The organism is Microbacterium kunmingense, from assembly GCF_023155745.1.
In the GTDB taxonomy this organism is placed as follows: domain Bacteria; phylum Actinomycetota; class Actinomycetes; order Actinomycetales; family Microbacteriaceae; genus Microbacterium; species Microbacterium kunmingense.
The window spans coordinates 279,167-294,477 of record NZ_JAKNUS010000003.1 but is presented as its reverse complement, the minus strand read 5'-3'; the positions used below and the strand labels follow the sequence as shown (position 1 = coordinate 294,477).

The following is a 15,311-nucleotide window of genomic DNA, read 5'->3' as shown; positions in this document are numbered from 1 at the left end:
CTATCCTGAACCGATGACCCTCCTTCGACCGCTCGACCAATCGCGCAAGCTCCGCGACGTTCTCTACGAGATCCGCGGCCAGGCACTGGTGGAGGCTCAGCGTCTGGAGGCCGAGGGTCACAACATCCTGAAGCTGAACACCGGCAATCCGGCGGCGTTCGGCTTCGAGGCGCCGTACCAGATCGTCCGCGACATGATCGACGCGGTCCCGCACGCCCACGGCTACAGCGACAGCCGGGGCATCATGTCCGCCCGGCTGGCGGTGGTCTACCGATACGAGCAGACCCCCGGGTTCCCGCAGGTCGACCCCGATGACGTCTACCTCGGCAACGGGGTGTCCGAGCTCATCACGATGACGATGCAGTCGCTGCTCGACGAGGGCGACGAGGTGCTCATCCCCGCGCCCGACTACCCGCTGTGGACCGCGATGACGAGCCTCGGCGGCGGGACGCCGGTGCACTACCACTGCGACGAGTCGGCGGGGTGGCAGCCCGACCTCGAAGACATCCGTTCCAAGATCACCGAGCGCACGAAGGCGATCGTCGTGATCAACCCCAACAACCCCACCGGCGCGGTCTACACCCGCGAGGTACTGGAGGGGATCGCCGACATCGCGCGCGAGCACTCCCTGCTTCTCCTCGCCGACGAGATCTACGACCGCATCGTCTTCGACGACGCCGAGCACATCCCGATGGCGGCCGTCGCGCCCGACCTGCTGTGCCTGACCTTCAACGGGCTGAGCAAGACCTACCGCGTGGCGGGGTACCGTTCGGGCTGGCTCGTCATCACGGGTCCGAAGGATCACGCGGCGGGCTTCCTGGAGGGGATCACCCTCCTCGCCTCGACGAGGCTCTGCCCCAACGTCCCCGCCCAGCACGCCGTGCAGGCCGCCCTCTCGGGGATTCAGTCAATCGATGCGCTGATCGCCCCCACCGGGCGACTGCACGAACAGCGCGATGCGGCATGGGAAGGGCTCGAGGCCATTCCCGGGGTGACGTGCGTGCGTCCGGCGGGAGCCCTCTACGCCTTCCCGCGCTTCGATCCCGATGTCTACGAGATCCGCGACGATGCCAAGCTCGTCTACGACTTCCTCGTCGCCGAGCACGTTCTGCTGGTGCAGGGAACGGGCTTCAACTGGCCGACACCCGATCATGTCCGCATCGTCACGCTGCCCGAAGCGAGGGTGCTGAGCGAAGCGATCGAGCGGCTCGGGAACTTCCTGTCGTCCTACCGCCAGTAGGCGGTGCGAGAAGTCAGAGCAGCGCGAGCGACGTCGTGCGCCAGCGGCCGTCCATGCCCTCCAGGCGCACCGCGACCGCGCGGGTGCGCGCCGGGCCGGCGACCACGACGACCCCCTCGATGATGCCGTCGGCGGGGGAGGAGTGGCGGATCGTGAGGATCTGGTGCACGGGCCGCTTGGCGGGCACCCCGCGGGCGCTGCGCGCACGGGCCGCGAGGTTCGCCCGGGTCAGCAGCTTCCGGTAGGCGTCCTCGGTCAGCCAGCGCGCGAGCTGCTCGACCTCGCGCACTCCGGCGAAGACCTCCAGCACCCCGCGGGTGAGGTTCTCGATGAACACCTGCGGATCGGGCAGGGCCTCGGTGGAGGTGCGCTGAGGCGCGAAGTACTCCGAAAGCTCTCGCGCACCCGTGGGTGGTTTGGGTGCACGGGCCGGTGCCGGCGGCGTCGGTGCCATCTCTCGCCAATCTCGTCAGGACATCGGTTGCCGAAAGTAGAACACACGGACAACTCCCAGAAAGAGCCCGGATGGGCCCTGGGGATAAGTTCTCATCGAGTCCTCACGTTCTGCTCTACTCTCACGGGGTGAGATGGGACCGCTTCTTCGACGACCTCGAAGACCAGCTCGCCTCCGAGTGGGAGGCCGAGCGCGCCGCCCTGGACACCGAGGCCGAGCGGCTGCGGCTCTCCCGCCTCGAGATGCGTCAGCGCATTGCGGCCCTCCCGGCGCCGGCGGGCGAGGATGCCGTGTCGTGGGAGCTGACGGACGGCTCGACGGTCACCGCCGCACCGGTCGGCGTCGGCGCCGACTGGGTGGCGCTTCGCGACACCCGCCCACGGGCCGGGGTCACGCTCGTCCCGTTCACGGCGATCGTCGGGATCAGGATGACCCAACCCGACCTCCTGCGCACGGCCCGCCCGGACGCCGGGGCAGGCTCCGGGCTGTCGAGTCGCATGACGTTCGGCTTCGTCATCCGTGATCTGGTGCGCCGCCGCGCAGCAGTGGCGCTGCAGCTGGCATCCGGACGGGGGATGACCGGGACGATCGACCGAGCCGGAGCCGACCACCTCGACATCGCCCTGCACGACCCCGGCTCGCCGCGACGGACGGGGGAGGTGACGGGGTACCGGATGGTGCCCTTCGCCGCTCTGGCATGGGTGCGGGCCGAGGACGGGCTGAGCGTCCTCTGACGCTGCCGGGATCAGTCGGGGTTGCGGACGAAGCCCGTTCCCCACAGCTCGGGGAAGCTGGCCTCCTGGGACTGGTGCCACAGGGCGATGCGACGCGCCTCTTCGGCCTGGTCGTCGAGGTACTCGGCGACGCTCTGCTCCTCCACGCGCCAGCGGGCCGGAGCGCCCACCCGGGCGCCGCGGAGGCGCCGCTCGTGGACCAGGGCGATCACCTCGTCGACCGAGATCCCCAGCACTTCGGCGACCTGCGCGGGCGCGAGCATGCGCACGTCTGCAGACGGGGATTCGGGCATGCCCCCCATTATCGTCCCGCCCCCCGCCGTACGGCAGAGCCCGCGCGGCGTTGTGGATAACGCCGGCTGTGGATAACGCGCGGGGACGTTTTCGCGTCTGAGCGACCATGAATCCATGACCGCAGTGGACACCGGCCGCCGCCATCGCGCCTTCTGGGCCGATGCGCGTTTCCTCCTCGGCATCCTCCTCATCGTCGCCTCCGTCGCCGGCGTCTGGTTCGTCGTGTCCTCCGCGCGGCAGACGGTGCCCGTCTTCGTCGCCGCGCGCACGATCGTCTCGGGCGAGGTCGTCTCGGCCGAGGACGTGCGCGTCGAGGAGGTCGCCCTGGGCGCCCTCGAGGACGCCTATCTGGATCCGGCTTCGTGGCGGACATCGCTGACCGAGGGAATGGTGGCCACGCGCACCATCGCTTCCGACGAGCTCGTTCCCCGCAGTGCCATCGAGTCCAGCGAGGCCGTCCGTACCACCACCGTCGTCCTGCGCAGTTCGGTCGATGTCCCCGCGGCGGTGGAGCCGGGGTCGGTGGTCGAGGTCTGGGCGGCGCCCCTGGTGGAACCGGGCACCTACGACGTGCCGCGCATCCTCGTCGCCGACGCCACCGTGGCCTCGGTCACGCGCGACGACTCGATGATCGGCGGCGGCGCGGCGGCTCTCGAGATCGTGATCCCGCGTGCCGACGTCGCCGTCGTGCTCGAGGCCATGTCGGACGAATCGGCGCTCTCGGTCGTACCCGCCGTCGGCGGCTCGCAATGAGGGTCCTCGTCGCGGTGGATCAGCCGCGGGGTGCAGCGATCGCTCACGAGCTCGCGCCGGAGGGAGTCGAGGTGGTGGCGGTGGTCGCCGCCGATGCGCTCGCGCTCGCCGGTGAGGATGCCGCCTACGGCAGCGACGCACGCACGACCGCGGCCGCGCTCGGACAGGTGGAGGCGGTCCTCCTCCAGGCCGATCGACGGACTCTGACCGCCGCGGCGGTGGCGCTCTGCGACCGTCACGGCGTCCGGATCCTCGCACTGTGCGCCCACGACGCCGACCGCCCCCTCGTCGACGCGTACGGGCTGTCCTCGGCCTTGGCCCTCTCCGACCCCGGGTGGCGGATCGCCGAGACGCTCACCCTCGCCGAGCTGACGCGCGCCGCGCCCGCCGCGCCCGCCGACCCCGCCGACCCCGGCGCGGGTGGAGAAAAGCCCACGCCGCGGGTGATCGCCGTCTGGGGTCCCGCAGGGTCGCCGGGGCGCTCCACCGTGGCGGTCGAACTCGCCCTCGAACTCGCCCGCGGCGGGCGACGAGTCGCCCTCGTGGACGCCGACACCCACGCGCCCGCCCTGGCCCTGGCCCTGGGTCTCGCCGACGAGGGACCGGGCTTCGCTGCGGCCTGTCGTCACGCGGGTCGGGGCGAGCTCACCGTGGCGGAGCTTGAACGCATCAGTGCGCCGCTCGGGCGCAGCTCGGTCCGCGTGCTCACCGGCATCAATCGACCGTCGCGGTGGCCCGAGCTCTCGCACTCCCGCGTGACGGCGGCGCTGGAGGCGTGCCGGGCCTGGGCGGAGGTCACCGTCGTCGACGTCGCCGCCTCCCTCGAGCGCGACGAGGAGATCGTCAGCGACCTCGACGGACCACGGCGCAACGCCGCGACGCTGGCCGCGCTCGAGGTCGCCGACCGCGTCGTGGCGGTGGCGGCGGCCGACCCCGTCGGCATCGCCCGGTTCCTCCGCGGCTACACCGAACTGCGCGCGACGGTCGGGTCGACCCCGGTCGCGGTGCTCGCGAACCGCCTCCGCCCGGGCTCCCTGGGAATCGACGCGCGCGGGCAGGTGCGCCGCACCCTCGACCGGTTCGCCGGGATCCGCGACGTGTGGTTCGTGCCCTACGACGCCCGTTCCGCGGACGCGGCGCTGCTGTCGGCGCGACCGATCGCCGAGGTGGCTCCGCGCTCGCCGTTCGCCGCCGCCATCCGCCGGTTCGTCGGCGAGACGCTCGCACCGCCGCATCCCGGCGCCTCGCGCCGTGGAGAGCGCGCGCGGCGCGCGGGTTCTGCCGAATCGGGGCGCGCGCCACGCCCCGATCGCCGGCAGGCTCAGGGAGGCGAGGGGCGCGCGGCCCGCCGCGGCAGGGTCGCCGCCTCCGAGGTGCGCTGAGGCGCAGCATCCGTCTTCGTCGCCGCCTCTAGGCTGGAAGCCGTGTCGACACTCAGTGATCTCGTGTACGCGCAGGGCCGCTCCCGGGCGGAGGATGTCGAGTGGCTCCACCGTCTCGCCGGCGACGGGCAGCTCCTGGCCGACCTCGCCTTCGCCGACATCGTGATCTGGGTGCCGACCTCCGACGACTCCTTCGTCGCCGTCGCGCACACGAGGCCGAGCGGTGCGGCGACGCTGTTCTACCGCGACATCGTCAGCGACCGGGTGCGTCCGCAGTGGGCGACGCAGGTGCGGGATGCCTTCGTGTCGGCGCGCATCGTCGACTCGGCCTCACCCGACTGGTTCGAGGAGACACCCACGCGCGTGCGCGCCGTGCCCATCGTCCGTCGCACCGGCGAGGTGACCGAGACCGTGGGAGTCCTCACCCGGCACACCAACCTGGGCGAGACGCGCACGCCGTCCCGGCAGCAGATCACCTTCAACGACTGCGCCGACGACCTGTTCGGCATGATCGCCTCGGGCGACTTCCCCGATCTGTCCACGCCCACCGCCCCGCGCCGGGGGGCGCCGCGCGCCTCGGACGGGCTCATCCGCATCGACCCCGCGGGCGTGGTCACCTTCGCCAGCCCGAACGCGCTGTCGGCGTTCAACCGGATGGGATTCGACGACGAGCTGGAGGGCGAGTCGCTGGTCGAGGTCACCACCCGCATCCTCACCACCCGGCGCGAGTTCGACGAGTCGCTGCCGCTCGTGGTGACCGGCCGTGCACCGTGGCGCGCCGATATCGAGGCGCAGGGGGTGACGGTGTCGCTGCGTACCATTCCGCTGCGCGACCGCGGGACCCGGATCGGCGCGATCGTGCTCTGCCGCGACGTCACCGAGCTCCGGCACCAGGAGCAGGAGCTCATCACCAAGGATGCGACCATCCGCGAGATCCACCACCGGGTGAAGAACAACCTGCAGACCGTCGCGTCGCTGCTGCGCATCCAGGCGCGGCGCTCGCACTCGGAGGAGGCCCGCGAAGCGCTCACCCAGGCGATGCGGCGCGTGTCGGCGATCGCCGTCGTGCATGACACGCTCTCGGAGGGGCTCACGCAGAGCGTCGACTTCGACGACGTCTTCGCGCGCGTGCTGAAGCTCGTCGCCGAGGTCGCGGCCGCGCCGAACACCCGGGCGCGGACGCGCTCCACCGGGCGGTTCGGCACCCTTCCGAGCGCCTACGCGACCCCGCTCGCACTCGCTCTCACCGAACTCGTCACCAACGCCGTCGAACACGGCCTCGCCGGGCAGGAGGGCGACGTGGAGATCCTCGCCGATCGCACGGACGAGCGCCTTGAAGTGCGCGTCCGTGACACCGGCGTGGGCCTGCCGGAGGGTCTCGTCGGCCGGGGACTGGGCACGCAGATCGTGCGGACGCTCATCCAGGGAGAGCTCGGAGGCACCATCGACTGGCACACGCTGGTCGGCAGCGGCACGGAGGTCACCATCGAGATCCCCCTCCGCTACATCGAGCGGATGCAGGGCTGAGGCGCCCCGCGACGGTCGGCCTCACGCCGCCGGGCGTTCACGACGGCGGGGATCCGGCGGGACGCGCCGGTGGGGCGCCCGATGCGACGGGGTGTCGTGTTTCGAACCCGCCGTTGTGCGCGGCGGGCCGAAGGGGCGGGGGTCAGCTGGCGCGACGGGCGCGCGCGGCGCGGCGCTTGAGGGCCCGACGCTCATCCTCGGACAGGCCGCCCCAGACGCCGGAGTCCTGACCGCTCTCGAGGGCGTACTGCAGGCAGGTCTCGGTCACGGTGCACCGGGCGCAGACGGACTTGGCCTTCTCGATCTGGTCGACGGCGGGGCCGGTGTTCCCGACGGGGAAGAACAGCTCGGGGTCGACGGTGAGGCAGGCGGCCTTGTCGCGCCAATCCATGGTGGTGCTCCTTGTTGCAGAGGGGTGGGGGAATGGTATGTCCCGGATTCCGGGGCCGATACCCTGTCGGGGTGCGAGCGGAAGCTCGCCCCACGTCGCTGTGGGAGCACACGGCTTGTTCAATGGTCCCATAGCATATGAAGGGAATCAAGAGTCGACGTCGTGGTTTCGGCCAGGTTTCCTTCCGCCCCCCGGAACGAGAGAGGTTCATGCGCGACATCATCGCCCACCGGATCGCCGGTTTCCTGCTCGCTCTCGAGGGGATCGGACTGCTGATCCTCGTCGGATGGCAGGTTGTCGCGCTGGTCGGCGGAGACACCGGGATTCTCTCGACCGCGCTCGCCCTCCTCGTGCTCACCCTCGCCGGTGCCGCGATCGTCCTCGCGTTCGCCGGGGCCACGTGGCGACGGGTGTCATGGGGACGATCGGGGGGCATCGTCACCCAGCTGCTGATCCTCGCCGTCGCCCTGGGAGCCGCGACCGGAGCCTACGCGCAGCCCTTCTCCGCGCTCGTGCTGGCGGTGCCGGCGCTCGTCGTGCTCGCGACCCTCATCTGGGCGACGCGCACGTCGGCACCCCGCGAGGATGCCGCGGACGATGCGGGTTCAGAGGCCTGAGGCGGAGTCGTCTCAGGCGGCCAGACCCAGGATGCTGCGCACCCGCGCGACGTGGCCGGTGGCCTTGACGTTGTAGAGAGCGTGAGCGATGCGCCCCTCTTCGTCGATGACGAACGTCGAGCGGATGACACCCTGCACGGTCTTCCCGTAGTTCGTCTTCTCGCCCCACGCCCCGTAGGCGTCGTGGACGGAGTGGTCGGGGTCGCTCAGCAGGGGGTAGGTCAGGCTGTCGCGCTCGCGGAACTGCCGCAGCGTCGCGGCGTCGTCGCGCGAGATGCCGAGAACGGCATATCCTGCGGCCTGGAGCGGGGCCAGCGAATCGCGGAAGTCGCACGCCTCGGTGGTGCATCCGGGCGTCATCGCGGCGGGGTAGAAGAACAGCACCACGCCGCGGCCGCGGAAGTCCGCGAGCGAGACCGGCGAGGAGTCCTGGTCGTTGAGGGTGAAGTCGGGGGCGAGGTCTCCGGGTTCCAGACGCGTCATGGCTCCAGCCTAGGACGAACGGGATGCCGCGGTGCGGTCCGATCACCGCGATCGGCGAAGGTCGCGAGGAGCCGCTGCAGGGAGTCCAGTCGAGCCGGGCCGGTGGGGCCCAGTCGCCCCTCGGCGACGGCCTCGATCAGAGCGCAGTCGGGGGCGTCCGGAAGGTGCGTGCACCCCCGGGGGCACTCGTCGGCCACCTCGGCCAGTTCGGTGAAGGCGCGGAGGATGTTCGCGGGGTCGACGTGCCCGAGCCCGAACGAGCGGACGCCCGGGGTGTCGATCACCCAGCCGGGTCCCCCCTCCCCGCGGTAGCGCAGCGACACGGTGGAGCTGGAGGTGTGGCGCCCGCGCCCGGTGACCTCGTTGACGTGACCGGTGGCTCGGCGCGCGTCGGGGACGAGCGCGTTCACCAGGGTGGACTTGCCGACGCCGGAGTGGCCGACGAACACCGTGGCATGGCCCGCGAGCGACGCGCCGATGCGGTCGACGGGCATCTCGCCGCGGGCACTGGTGAACACCTCGAGGTCGAGTCCCTCGAAGTGGCTGAGGAATTCCGCCGGGTCGGCCAGATCCGTCTTGGTCACCACGAGGAGCGGACGGATTCCGGCATCGAGCGCGGCCACGAGATAGCGGTCGACCAGGCGCTCCCGCGGCTCGGGGTCGGCCGCCGCGACGACGACCAGCATCTGGTCGGCGTTGGCGACGATGACCCGCTCGACCTGATCGGTGTCGTCGGCGCTGCGACGCAGGAGCGAGGAGCGCTCCTCGATGCCGACGATCCGGGCGAGGGTGCCCTCGTCGCCGGAGGTGTCGCCGACCAGGCGCGCACGGTCTCCCGTGACGATGGGGACCTTCCGCAACTCGCGCGCCCGCATCGCGACGATCTCATGCTCGTCGGCGCCGTCCTCGTCGACGAGGACGGCGTAGCGGCCGCGGTCGACGCCGAGCACCCGCCCGATCTGCGCGTCGGCGTGCGCCGGACGGCGCTTGGTGCGTGGCCGGTTGGCCTTCGGATTCGGCCGGACGCGCACGTCGGCTTCGTCGAAGGCGAGGTCGTCGTCATCGTCGGCGTCGTCCAGCCAGCTCACGGCGTGGTCATCCCTCCGCGGCGTCGCCGCGGGAACCGGCGAGCATGCGCTGCCACAGCTGCGGGAACTGCGGCATGGTCTTCGCGGTCGTGCCGATGTCGTCCACCGCGACCCCGGCGACGCGCAGACCGATGAGGGCGCCGGTCGTCGCCAGGCGGTGGTCGTGGTGCGCGCGCCACAGTCCGCCGCGCAGCGGCCGGGGAACGATGCGGATGCCGTCGTCGAGTTCGTGCGCCTCACCGCCGAGCTCGCGGAGGTTCTCCACCAGCGCCGCGATGCGGTCGGTCTCGTGCCCGCGGATGTGTCCGATGCCGTAAAGGGTCGTCGGGGCGTCGGCGAACGCGGCGAGGGCGAACAGGGTCGGGGTCAGCTCGCCCGCCGCGGACAGGTCGAGGTCGACGCCGGCGATCGCGTCGCCGGCGGTGACGGTCAGCGCACCTCCGCGGCGGACCACCCGGGCACCCATCAGGGAGAGGATGTCGCTCAGCATGGCGCCCGGCTGGGTGGAGTGCAGCGGCCAGCCGGTCACCGAGACCGACCCGCCCGCGATCATCGCCGCGGCCAGGAACGGGGCGGCATTGGAGAGATCGGGCTCGATCGCGACATCCTTCGCCCGGATCGGACCTGCGGGCACGACCCACTCGCCGGGCGCGGGGCGTTCGACGTGGACGCCGCGGCGCGCGAGGGCTTCCACGGTCATGTCGATGTGCGGGATGCTCGGAAGCCGGCCGCCGGAGTGGATCAGGTGCAGACCCACGTCGAAGCGGGGAGCGGCCAGGAGCAGCCCGGAGACGAACTGGCTCGAGGCGCTGGCGTCCATCGTCACCTCGCCGCCGCGGACGTGCCCGCGGCCGCGCACGAGGAAGGGGAGCGACCAGTGGCCGGCGTCGTCGATGTCGACCCCGACGTCGCGGAGCGCCCGGATCATCGCGCCCATGGGGCGGTGCAGCGCCGTCTCGTGGGCGGTGACCTCGACGTCGTTGTCGGCGAAGCCGGCGACGGGGCTGATGAAGCGCATGACGGTCCCGGCCTGACCGCAGTCGACCGCGCCGCCGCCGTGCAGGGGCCAGGTCGGGGTGATGAGGAGATCGTCGCCGAAATCGCCCTCACCGGGCTCGGCCTCGACCGAGACGCCGAGCACCCGCAGCGCATCGATCATGCGGGCCGAGTCGTCGCTGTGCAGGGGCGCGGTCAGCCGGCTCGGGCCGTCGGCCAGGGCGGCGAGGACGAGCTCGCGGTTGGTGAGGGATTTCGACCCCGGGACGGTCACGACGGCGCGCAACGGACCCTCCGCCGTCGGGGCAGCCCACGCGCGGACGTCGGAGTCGGGGGAATACCCGGGCGGTGTCATCGGGTTCTACCCTAACGAACCACCGAGAGGAGCCGGGATGATCGCCACGCTCGAACGGCCCGACGCACAGGTCGTCGAGGAGATCGCCGCCGTAGACTGGCGCGTGATGTCTGACCAGCCAGCCTCCGTCGAGGACACGCGTACGCAGTTCGAGCAGCAGGCGCTGCCGTTCATGGACCAGCTGTACGCCGCGGCGATGCGGATGACGCGCAATCCGGCCGACGCCGCCGACCTCGTCCAGGAGACGTTCGTCAAGGCGTTCGCGTCGTGGAAGAGCTTCACCCAGGGCACGAACCTGAAGGCGTGGCTCTACCGGATCCTCACCAACACCTACATCAACACCTACCGGAAGAAGCAGCGCGAGCCCTTCCAAGGGGCGATCGACGAGCTGGAGGACTGGCAGCTCGGCGGCGCCGAATCCACGACGGCGATCAGCACCCGCTCGGCCGAGGCCGAAGCAATCGATCACATGCCGGCGTCGGTGGTCAAGGACGCCCTGCAGGCGATCCCCGAGGATTTCCGGCTGGCGGTGTACCTCGCCGACGTCGAGGGCTTCGCCTACCAGGAGATCGCCGACATCATGAAAACCCCCATCGGCACGGTCATGAGCCGTCTGCACCGAGGCAGGCGGATGCTGCGTGACCTGCTGGCCGATTACGCGAGAGAGCGCGGCATCGACACCGCCGCCACGGGAGTGAAGAAATGACGGACTGCGGCTGCGAGAAGGCCCGGCGCGACCTCGAGGAGTACCTCCGCAACGAGGTGTGCAAGACCGAGCACAACGACATCACCGAGCACCTGGACAACTGTCCCGGATGCCGCGACGAGGCGCTCGTCGCGCGCACGCTCACCGAGGTCGTGGCCCGTGCGTGCAAGGAGACGGCGCCCGAAGAGCTGCGCGATCAGATCCTCGCGCGCCTGCGCGCCGTGCAGGCCACCCACTGACGCACCTCCCGGTCTGACGGACCGCCCGTCCGTGCGCAACGGCGGGGATCCGCCGTGACACGCCGACGGAGACGACAGCGGGGACGGCGCGTCGTGCGCCGTCCCCGCCGTTGCGTCTGCCAGGAGACTCAGAAGCTGAGGGCCGCCCGCATGATCTCCGCCTGCTCGGCGGCGTGCACCTTCGGCGACCCGGTCGCGGTCGACGCCATGGCAGGACGGGAGATCAGTTCGACATCGCGTCCGTCGAGGTGCTTGCTCAGCTCCAGGGCGATGAACGGCCATGCGCCCTGGTTCTCGGGCTCGTCCTGGACCCACACGAGGTCGGCGCCGGGGTAGTTCGCGAGCACGCGGTGCAGCGCCCCGACGGGGGACGGGTAGAACTGCTCCAGGCGCACCAGCGCGATGCGGGGGTCGGGCTTCTTGTCGAGCTCCGCGCGCAGGTCCCAGTGCAGCTTGCCCGAGTGCAGCAGCACACGCTCCACCTTCGAGGCGTCGATACCGCGGTCATCGTCGAGCACCGGCTCGAAGCGACCCGTGAGGAAGTCCTCGACCTTGCTCGTCGCTCCCCGCAGCCGCAGCATCGCCTTCGGGGTGAAGACGATCAGGGGGCGGCGCGGGCGGGCGTAGGCCTGACGGCGCAGCAGATGGAAGTACGACGCGGGCGTCGACGGGCGGGCGACGATCATGTTGTCCTGCGCGCACATCTGCAGGTAGCGCTCGATCCGCGCCGAGGAGTGGTCGGGCCCCTGGCCCTCGTACCCGTGGGGGAGGAGGAGCGTCACGCTGGACTGCTGCCCCCACTTCTGCTCGGCCGACGAGATGAACTCGTCGATGACAGACTGCGCGCCGTTGGCGAAGTCGCCGAACTGCGCCTCCCAGAGCACCAGCGCGTCGGAGCGCTCGACGGAGTACCCGTACTCGAAGGCCATGGCGGCGTACTCGCTCAGGAGGGAGTCGTACACCCAGAAGCGGCCCTGGTTTTCGGCGAGATTCGCCAGCGGGATCCACTCCTGGCCGTTCTGCCGGTCGTGCAGCACCGAGTGCCGCTGCACGAACGTGCCGCGGCGCGAGTCCTGACCCGCGAGGCGCACCGAGGTGCCCTCGACCAGGAGCGAGCCGAACGCGAGGAGTTCCGCGAAGCCCCAGTCGATGTTGCCGTTGCGGCTCATGTCCAGGCGCTTGTCCAGCAGCTGCTGGAGCTTGCCGTGCACGGTGAAGCCCTCGGGCTTGTTGACGAAGGCGTCGCCGATGAGGTGCACCATGTCGCGCGAGACACCCGTGGTGTCCAGCTCGCCCGCAGGGGTCGCCCCCGCGTCATCCGCATCGGGACCGACGGTCGGGGAGGACCCGGTCTCTGCGGCGTGCGTCTCGGCGAAGGCGATCTCGAGGCGATTCTGGAAGTCGCGCTTGGCCTGCTCGTACTCTTCCTCGGTGATGTCGCCTCGTCCGACGAGGGCCTCGGTGTAGAGGCGTCGCACGGAGCGCTTGGCTTCGATGAGGTTCGTCATGAGCGGCTGCGTCATCGACGGGTCGTCGCCCTCGTTGTGGCCGCGCCGGCGGTAGCAGACGAGGTCGATCACGACGTCGCGGTGGAACTTCTCGCGATAGGCGAAGGCGAGCTGGGCGACCCGGACGACGGCCTCGGGGTCGTCGCCGTTGACGTGGAAGATCGGCGCCTGAATGGTCTTGGCGACATCCGTGGCGTACACCGAGGTGCGGGCGTCGGTGGGCATCGTGGTGAAGCCGACCTGGTTGTTGACCACGATGTGCACGGTGCCGCCCGTGCGGTATCCGCGCAGCTGCGACATCTGCAGCGTCTCGACGACGACGCCCTGGCCGGCGAAGGCCGCGTCGCCGTGGATGAGCACCGGCAACCAGGAGAACGTGCCGACGGGCTTCCGGTCCTGTCGGGCGCGGACGATGCCCTCGAGCACACCGTCGACGGTCTCGAGGTGGGACGGGTTGGCGGCCAGGTACACGGGCAGCTCGCTGCCGTCGTCGGCGATGAAGGTGCCCTCGGTGCCGAGGTGGTACTTCACATCGCCCGAGCCGCGCTTGGCGCCCACGGCGACCGAGCCCTCGAACTCGCGGAAGACCTGTCCGTAGGTCTTGCCGCCGATGTTGGTCAGCACGTTCAGGCGCCCGCGGTGCGCCATGCCGATCGCCGCGCCGTCGAGGCCCGCCTGCGCGGCGCCCTGCAGCACCTCGTCGAGCAGCGGGATGAGCGACTCGCCACCCTCGAGGCTGAAGCGCTTCTGACCGACGTACTTGGTCTGCAGGAACGTCTCGAAGGCCTCGGCCTGGTTCAGCTTCGACAGGATCCGCAGCTGCTCGTCGTGGGTGGGCTTGGTGTACTTCACCTCGACGTTCTGCTGGAACCACAGCCGCTGCGCGGGGTCCTGGATGTGCATGTACTCCAGGCCGATCGTGCGGCAGTACGAGTCGCGCAGCACGCCGAGGATCTCGCGGAGCTTCATCAGGCGCTTGCCGCCGAAGCCGCCGGTGACGAACTCGCGGTCGAGGTCCCAGAAGGTCAGCCCGTGCTGCTCGATCTCGAGGTCGGGGTGGGTGCGCTGGACGTACTCGAGCGGGTCGATGTCGGCCATCAGGTGCCCGCGCACGCGGAAGGAGTTGATGAGCTCCTGCACGCGGGCGGTCTTGTCGACGCGCTCGGCGACGTCGACGTTGATGTCGCTGGCCCAGTGGATGGGCGCGTAGGGGATGCGGAGCGCCGCGAAGATGTCGTCGTAGAAGCCGCGCTTGCCGATCAGCAGCTCGTGGATGATCTTCAGGAACTCGCCCGAACCTGCGCCCTGGATGACGCGGTGGTCGTAGGTGCTGGTGAGGGTGATCGTCTTGCCGATCGCCATCTCGTTGAGCGTCTTCTCGCTCGCTCCCTGGAACTCGGCCGGGTAGTCCAGCGCGCCGGCGCCGACGATGCAGCCCTGGCCCTTCATCAGGCGCGGCACGGAGTGGACCGTGCCGATGCCGCCCGGGTTGGTCAGGGAGATCGTCGTGCCCTGGAAGTCGGCCGCGGTGAGCTTGTTGCCCCGCGCCCGGGTGACCAGATCCTCGTACGAGGCGAGGTACTCGCTGAAGGTCAGGGTCTCGGCGCGCTTGATGCTGGGCACCAGGAGCGACCGGGTTCCGTCGGGCTTGGGCAGGTCGATGGCGATGCCGAGGTTGATGTGCGCGGGGGCGACCACCGAGGGCTTGCCGTCGACCTCGGCGTAGAAGACGTTCTGGCTCGGGAACTCCTTCAGCGCCTGGATCATCGCCCAGCCGATGAGGTGGGTGAAGCTGATCTTCCCGCCGCGGGTACGCGACATGTGGTTGTTGATGACGATGCGGTTGTCGATCATCAGCTTCGCGGGAACCGTCCGCACGCTCGTGGCCGTGGGAACGGTCAGCGACTGGTCCATGTTGGCCGCGAGGGTCTTCGTCATGCCCTTGAGGACGGTGACCTTGTCCTCATCGGTCTGCTCCTGCGCCGCTGAGGGCGTGACCTTCGGAGCCTGCGCCGGAATCGGCTGCGGGGCGGCGGGCTTCGCCGTCGTCCGCGCGACGGGCTGGGCTCCGATCACGGGCACCGGTGCGGTGATCGGGTGGGCATCGTTCGCGGGGGACGCGGCCGGAGCGTCGGATGCGGCGGGCGCATCGGATGCCGGGGGCGCCGCGTCCTTCGCCGGTGCCGCGTCGCTTGCGGCGGCGCCGGTGTCACCCGCGCCTTCCCCGTCGACCTCGACGGGGTGATAGGCCTCGAGGATCGGCCACCACTCCTTGTCCACGGAGTTCTTGTCGACCTTGTACTGCTCGTACAGTTCGTCGACCAGCCATTCGTTGGCCCCGAACTCTCCCTCGCTCGACACCCCGACGCCGGTCACCTGGCTCGACACGCTCGATCGCCTGCTTTCATCGCCGAAATTCGTCCGCCGCGCAGGTCTCGATACGGCCCGCACGCACGGTTGTTAAGACTAACCCAGTCTGTGCGCGCCGTTTCCGGGCTTGCGCCGGGCGGGATGGCAAGAATCGCCCTCTTTTCCGGGGGAAAA

15 protein-coding genes are annotated in these 15,311 nt (G+C 70.6%); 8 read left to right on the top strand and 7 right to left on the bottom strand.

Annotated elements, in window-relative coordinates:
* The first annotated feature begins 13 nt into the window (after positions 1 to 13).
* The gene (locus MA875_RS06385) at positions 14 to 1,240 is read left to right on the top strand and encodes a pyridoxal phosphate-dependent aminotransferase (protein ID WP_248241156.1); all 1,227 of its coding nucleotides are present in this window, start codon (positions 14 to 16) and stop codon (positions 1,238 to 1,240) included.
* Positions 1,241 to 1,253: 13 nt separating this feature from the next.
* On the opposite strand, the gene MA875_RS06380 is transcribed toward MA875_RS06385, so the two are convergent.
* Complete coding sequence (locus MA875_RS06380; RefSeq protein WP_248241154.1) at positions 1,254 to 1,694, bottom strand: Rv3235 family protein; 441 nt, start codon at positions 1,692 to 1,694, stop codon at positions 1,254 to 1,256.
* 128 nt (positions 1,695 to 1,822) lie between these two features.
* On the opposite strand from MA875_RS06380, the gene MA875_RS06375 reads away from it, so the two are divergent.
* A complete protein-coding gene (locus MA875_RS06375; protein WP_248241152.1) occupies positions 1,823 to 2,428 on the top strand; it encodes a hypothetical protein in 606 nt (201 codons plus the stop codon).
* 11 nt (positions 2,429 to 2,439) lie between these two features.
* Here MA875_RS06375 and MA875_RS06370 read toward each other — a convergent pair whose 3' ends face one another.
* Positions 2,440 to 2,721, bottom strand: coding sequence for a helix-turn-helix domain-containing protein (locus tag MA875_RS06370; RefSeq protein WP_248241149.1), 282 nt, complete (start codon positions 2,719 to 2,721; stop codon positions 2,440 to 2,442).
* Positions 2,722 to 2,836: 115 nt separating this feature from the next.
* Here MA875_RS06370 and MA875_RS06365 point away from each other — a divergent pair, with 115 nt between their 5' ends.
* From MA875_RS06365 to MA875_RS06355, 3 genes are read left to right on the top strand one after another with little or no spacing between them, the layout of a single operon-like run.
* A complete protein-coding gene (locus MA875_RS06365) occupies positions 2,837 to 3,475 on the top strand; it encodes a flagella basal body P-ring formation protein FlgA (protein WP_248241147.1) in 639 nt (212 codons plus the stop codon).
* The gene (locus tag MA875_RS06360; protein WP_248241145.1) at positions 3,472 to 4,857 is read left to right on the top strand and encodes a CpaE/TadZ family protein; all 1,386 of its coding nucleotides are present in this window, start codon (positions 3,472 to 3,474) and stop codon (positions 4,855 to 4,857) included. The genes MA875_RS06365 and MA875_RS06360 overlap by 4 nt, the downstream gene beginning before the upstream one ends.
* 42 nt (positions 4,858 to 4,899) lie before the next feature.
* Positions 4,900 to 6,384 carry a sensor histidine kinase gene (locus MA875_RS06355; protein WP_248241144.1) on the top strand — a complete coding sequence of 495 codons (1,485 nt, stop codon included), beginning with the start codon at positions 4,900 to 4,902 and terminating at the stop codon, positions 6,382 to 6,384.
* A 142-nt stretch (positions 6,385 to 6,526) separates the two neighbouring features.
* Here the strand turns inward: MA875_RS06355 and MA875_RS06350 are convergent, their stop codons facing one another.
* Positions 6,527 to 6,775: a WhiB family transcriptional regulator gene (locus MA875_RS06350; RefSeq protein ID WP_124292764.1), complete on the bottom strand. Its 249-nt coding sequence runs from the start codon at positions 6,773 to 6,775 to the stop codon at positions 6,527 to 6,529.
* 209 nt (positions 6,776 to 6,984) lie between these two features.
* Here MA875_RS06350 and MA875_RS06345 point away from each other — a divergent pair, with 209 nt between their 5' ends.
* Positions 6,985 to 7,392 carry a histidine kinase gene (locus tag MA875_RS06345; protein WP_248241142.1) on the top strand — a complete coding sequence of 136 codons (408 nt, stop codon included), beginning with the start codon at positions 6,985 to 6,987 and terminating at the stop codon, positions 7,390 to 7,392.
* Positions 7,393 to 7,404: 12 nt separating this feature from the next.
* Here MA875_RS06345 and bcp read toward each other — a convergent pair whose 3' ends face one another.
* The 3 genes from bcp to aroA are packed head-to-tail and all read right to left on the bottom strand — an operon-like array spanning position 7,405 to position 10,314.
* Entirely contained in the window at positions 7,405 to 7,875 is a 471-nt protein-coding gene (bcp, locus tag MA875_RS06340) for a thioredoxin-dependent thiol peroxidase (protein WP_248241140.1), read from the bottom strand.
* Positions 7,872 to 8,963, bottom strand: a complete 1,092-nt coding sequence (rsgA, locus tag MA875_RS06335; protein ID WP_248241138.1) for a ribosome small subunit-dependent GTPase A — start codon at positions 8,961 to 8,963, stop codon at positions 7,872 to 7,874. Before rsgA ends, bcp begins: the two co-directional genes overlap by 4 nt.
* Positions 8,964 to 8,970: 7 nt before the next feature.
* Entirely contained in the window at positions 8,971 to 10,314 is a 1,344-nt protein-coding gene (aroA, locus tag MA875_RS06330; RefSeq protein WP_248241136.1) for a 3-phosphoshikimate 1-carboxyvinyltransferase, read from the bottom strand.
* A gap of 37 nt (positions 10,315 to 10,351) precedes the next feature.
* Here aroA and MA875_RS06325 point away from each other — a divergent pair, with 37 nt between their 5' ends.
* On the top strand, positions 10,352 to 11,020 hold the full coding sequence (locus MA875_RS06325; RefSeq protein ID WP_282448730.1) for a sigma-70 family RNA polymerase sigma factor: 669 nt from the start codon (positions 10,352 to 10,354) through the stop codon (positions 11,018 to 11,020).
* Positions 11,017 to 11,259 (top strand): zf-HC2 domain-containing protein, encoded by a 243-nt coding sequence (locus MA875_RS06320; protein ID WP_124292770.1) that lies wholly within the window; start codon positions 11,017 to 11,019, stop codon positions 11,257 to 11,259. The genes MA875_RS06325 and MA875_RS06320 overlap by 4 nt, the downstream gene beginning before the upstream one ends.
* Before the next feature lie 128 nt (positions 11,260 to 11,387).
* Here the strand turns inward: MA875_RS06320 and MA875_RS06315 are convergent, their stop codons facing one another.
* Entirely contained in the window at positions 11,388 to 15,155 is a 3,768-nt protein-coding gene (locus MA875_RS06315) for a multifunctional oxoglutarate decarboxylase/oxoglutarate dehydrogenase thiamine pyrophosphate-binding subunit/dihydrolipoyllysine-residue succinyltransferase subunit (RefSeq protein WP_248241134.1), read from the bottom strand.
* Between the last annotated feature and the right edge of the window lie 156 nt (positions 15,156 to 15,311).

What these genes read in the sequence shown, in the direction of transcription:
- MA875_RS06320 (WP_124292770.1), top strand. Translation starts at nt 11,017, where the DNA reads ATGACGGACTGCGGCTGCGAGAAGGCCCGGCGCGACCTCGAGGAGTAC.
- MA875_RS06370 (WP_248241149.1), bottom strand. Translation starts at nt 2,721, where the DNA reads ATGCCCGAATCCCCGTCTGCAGACGTGCGCATGCTCGCGCCCGCGCAG.
- MA875_RS06345 (WP_248241142.1), top strand. Translation starts at nt 6,985, where the DNA reads ATGCGCGACATCATCGCCCACCGGATCGCCGGTTTCCTGCTCGCTCTC.
- MA875_RS06350 (WP_124292764.1), bottom strand. Translation starts at nt 6,775, where the DNA reads ATGGATTGGCGCGACAAGGCCGCCTGCCTCACCGTCGACCCCGAGCTG.
- aroA (WP_248241136.1), bottom strand. Translation starts at nt 10,314, where the DNA reads ATGACACCGCCCGGGTATTCCCCCGACTCCGACGTCCGCGCGTGGGCT.
- bcp (WP_248241140.1), bottom strand. Translation starts at nt 7,875, where the DNA reads ATGACGCGTCTGGAACCCGGAGACCTCGCCCCCGACTTCACCCTCAAC.
- MA875_RS06380 (WP_248241154.1), bottom strand. Translation starts at nt 1,694, where the DNA reads ATGGCACCGACGCCGCCGGCACCGGCCCGTGCACCCAAACCACCCACG.
- MA875_RS06385 (WP_248241156.1), top strand. Translation starts at nt 14, where the DNA reads ATGACCCTCCTTCGACCGCTCGACCAATCGCGCAAGCTCCGCGACGTT.
- MA875_RS06325 (WP_282448730.1), top strand. Translation starts at nt 10,352, where the DNA reads ATGATCGCCACGCTCGAACGGCCCGACGCACAGGTCGTCGAGGAGATC.
- MA875_RS06365 (WP_248241147.1), top strand. Translation starts at nt 2,837, where the DNA reads ATGACCGCAGTGGACACCGGCCGCCGCCATCGCGCCTTCTGGGCCGAT.
- MA875_RS06360 (WP_248241145.1), top strand. Translation starts at nt 3,472, where the DNA reads ATGAGGGTCCTCGTCGCGGTGGATCAGCCGCGGGGTGCAGCGATCGCT.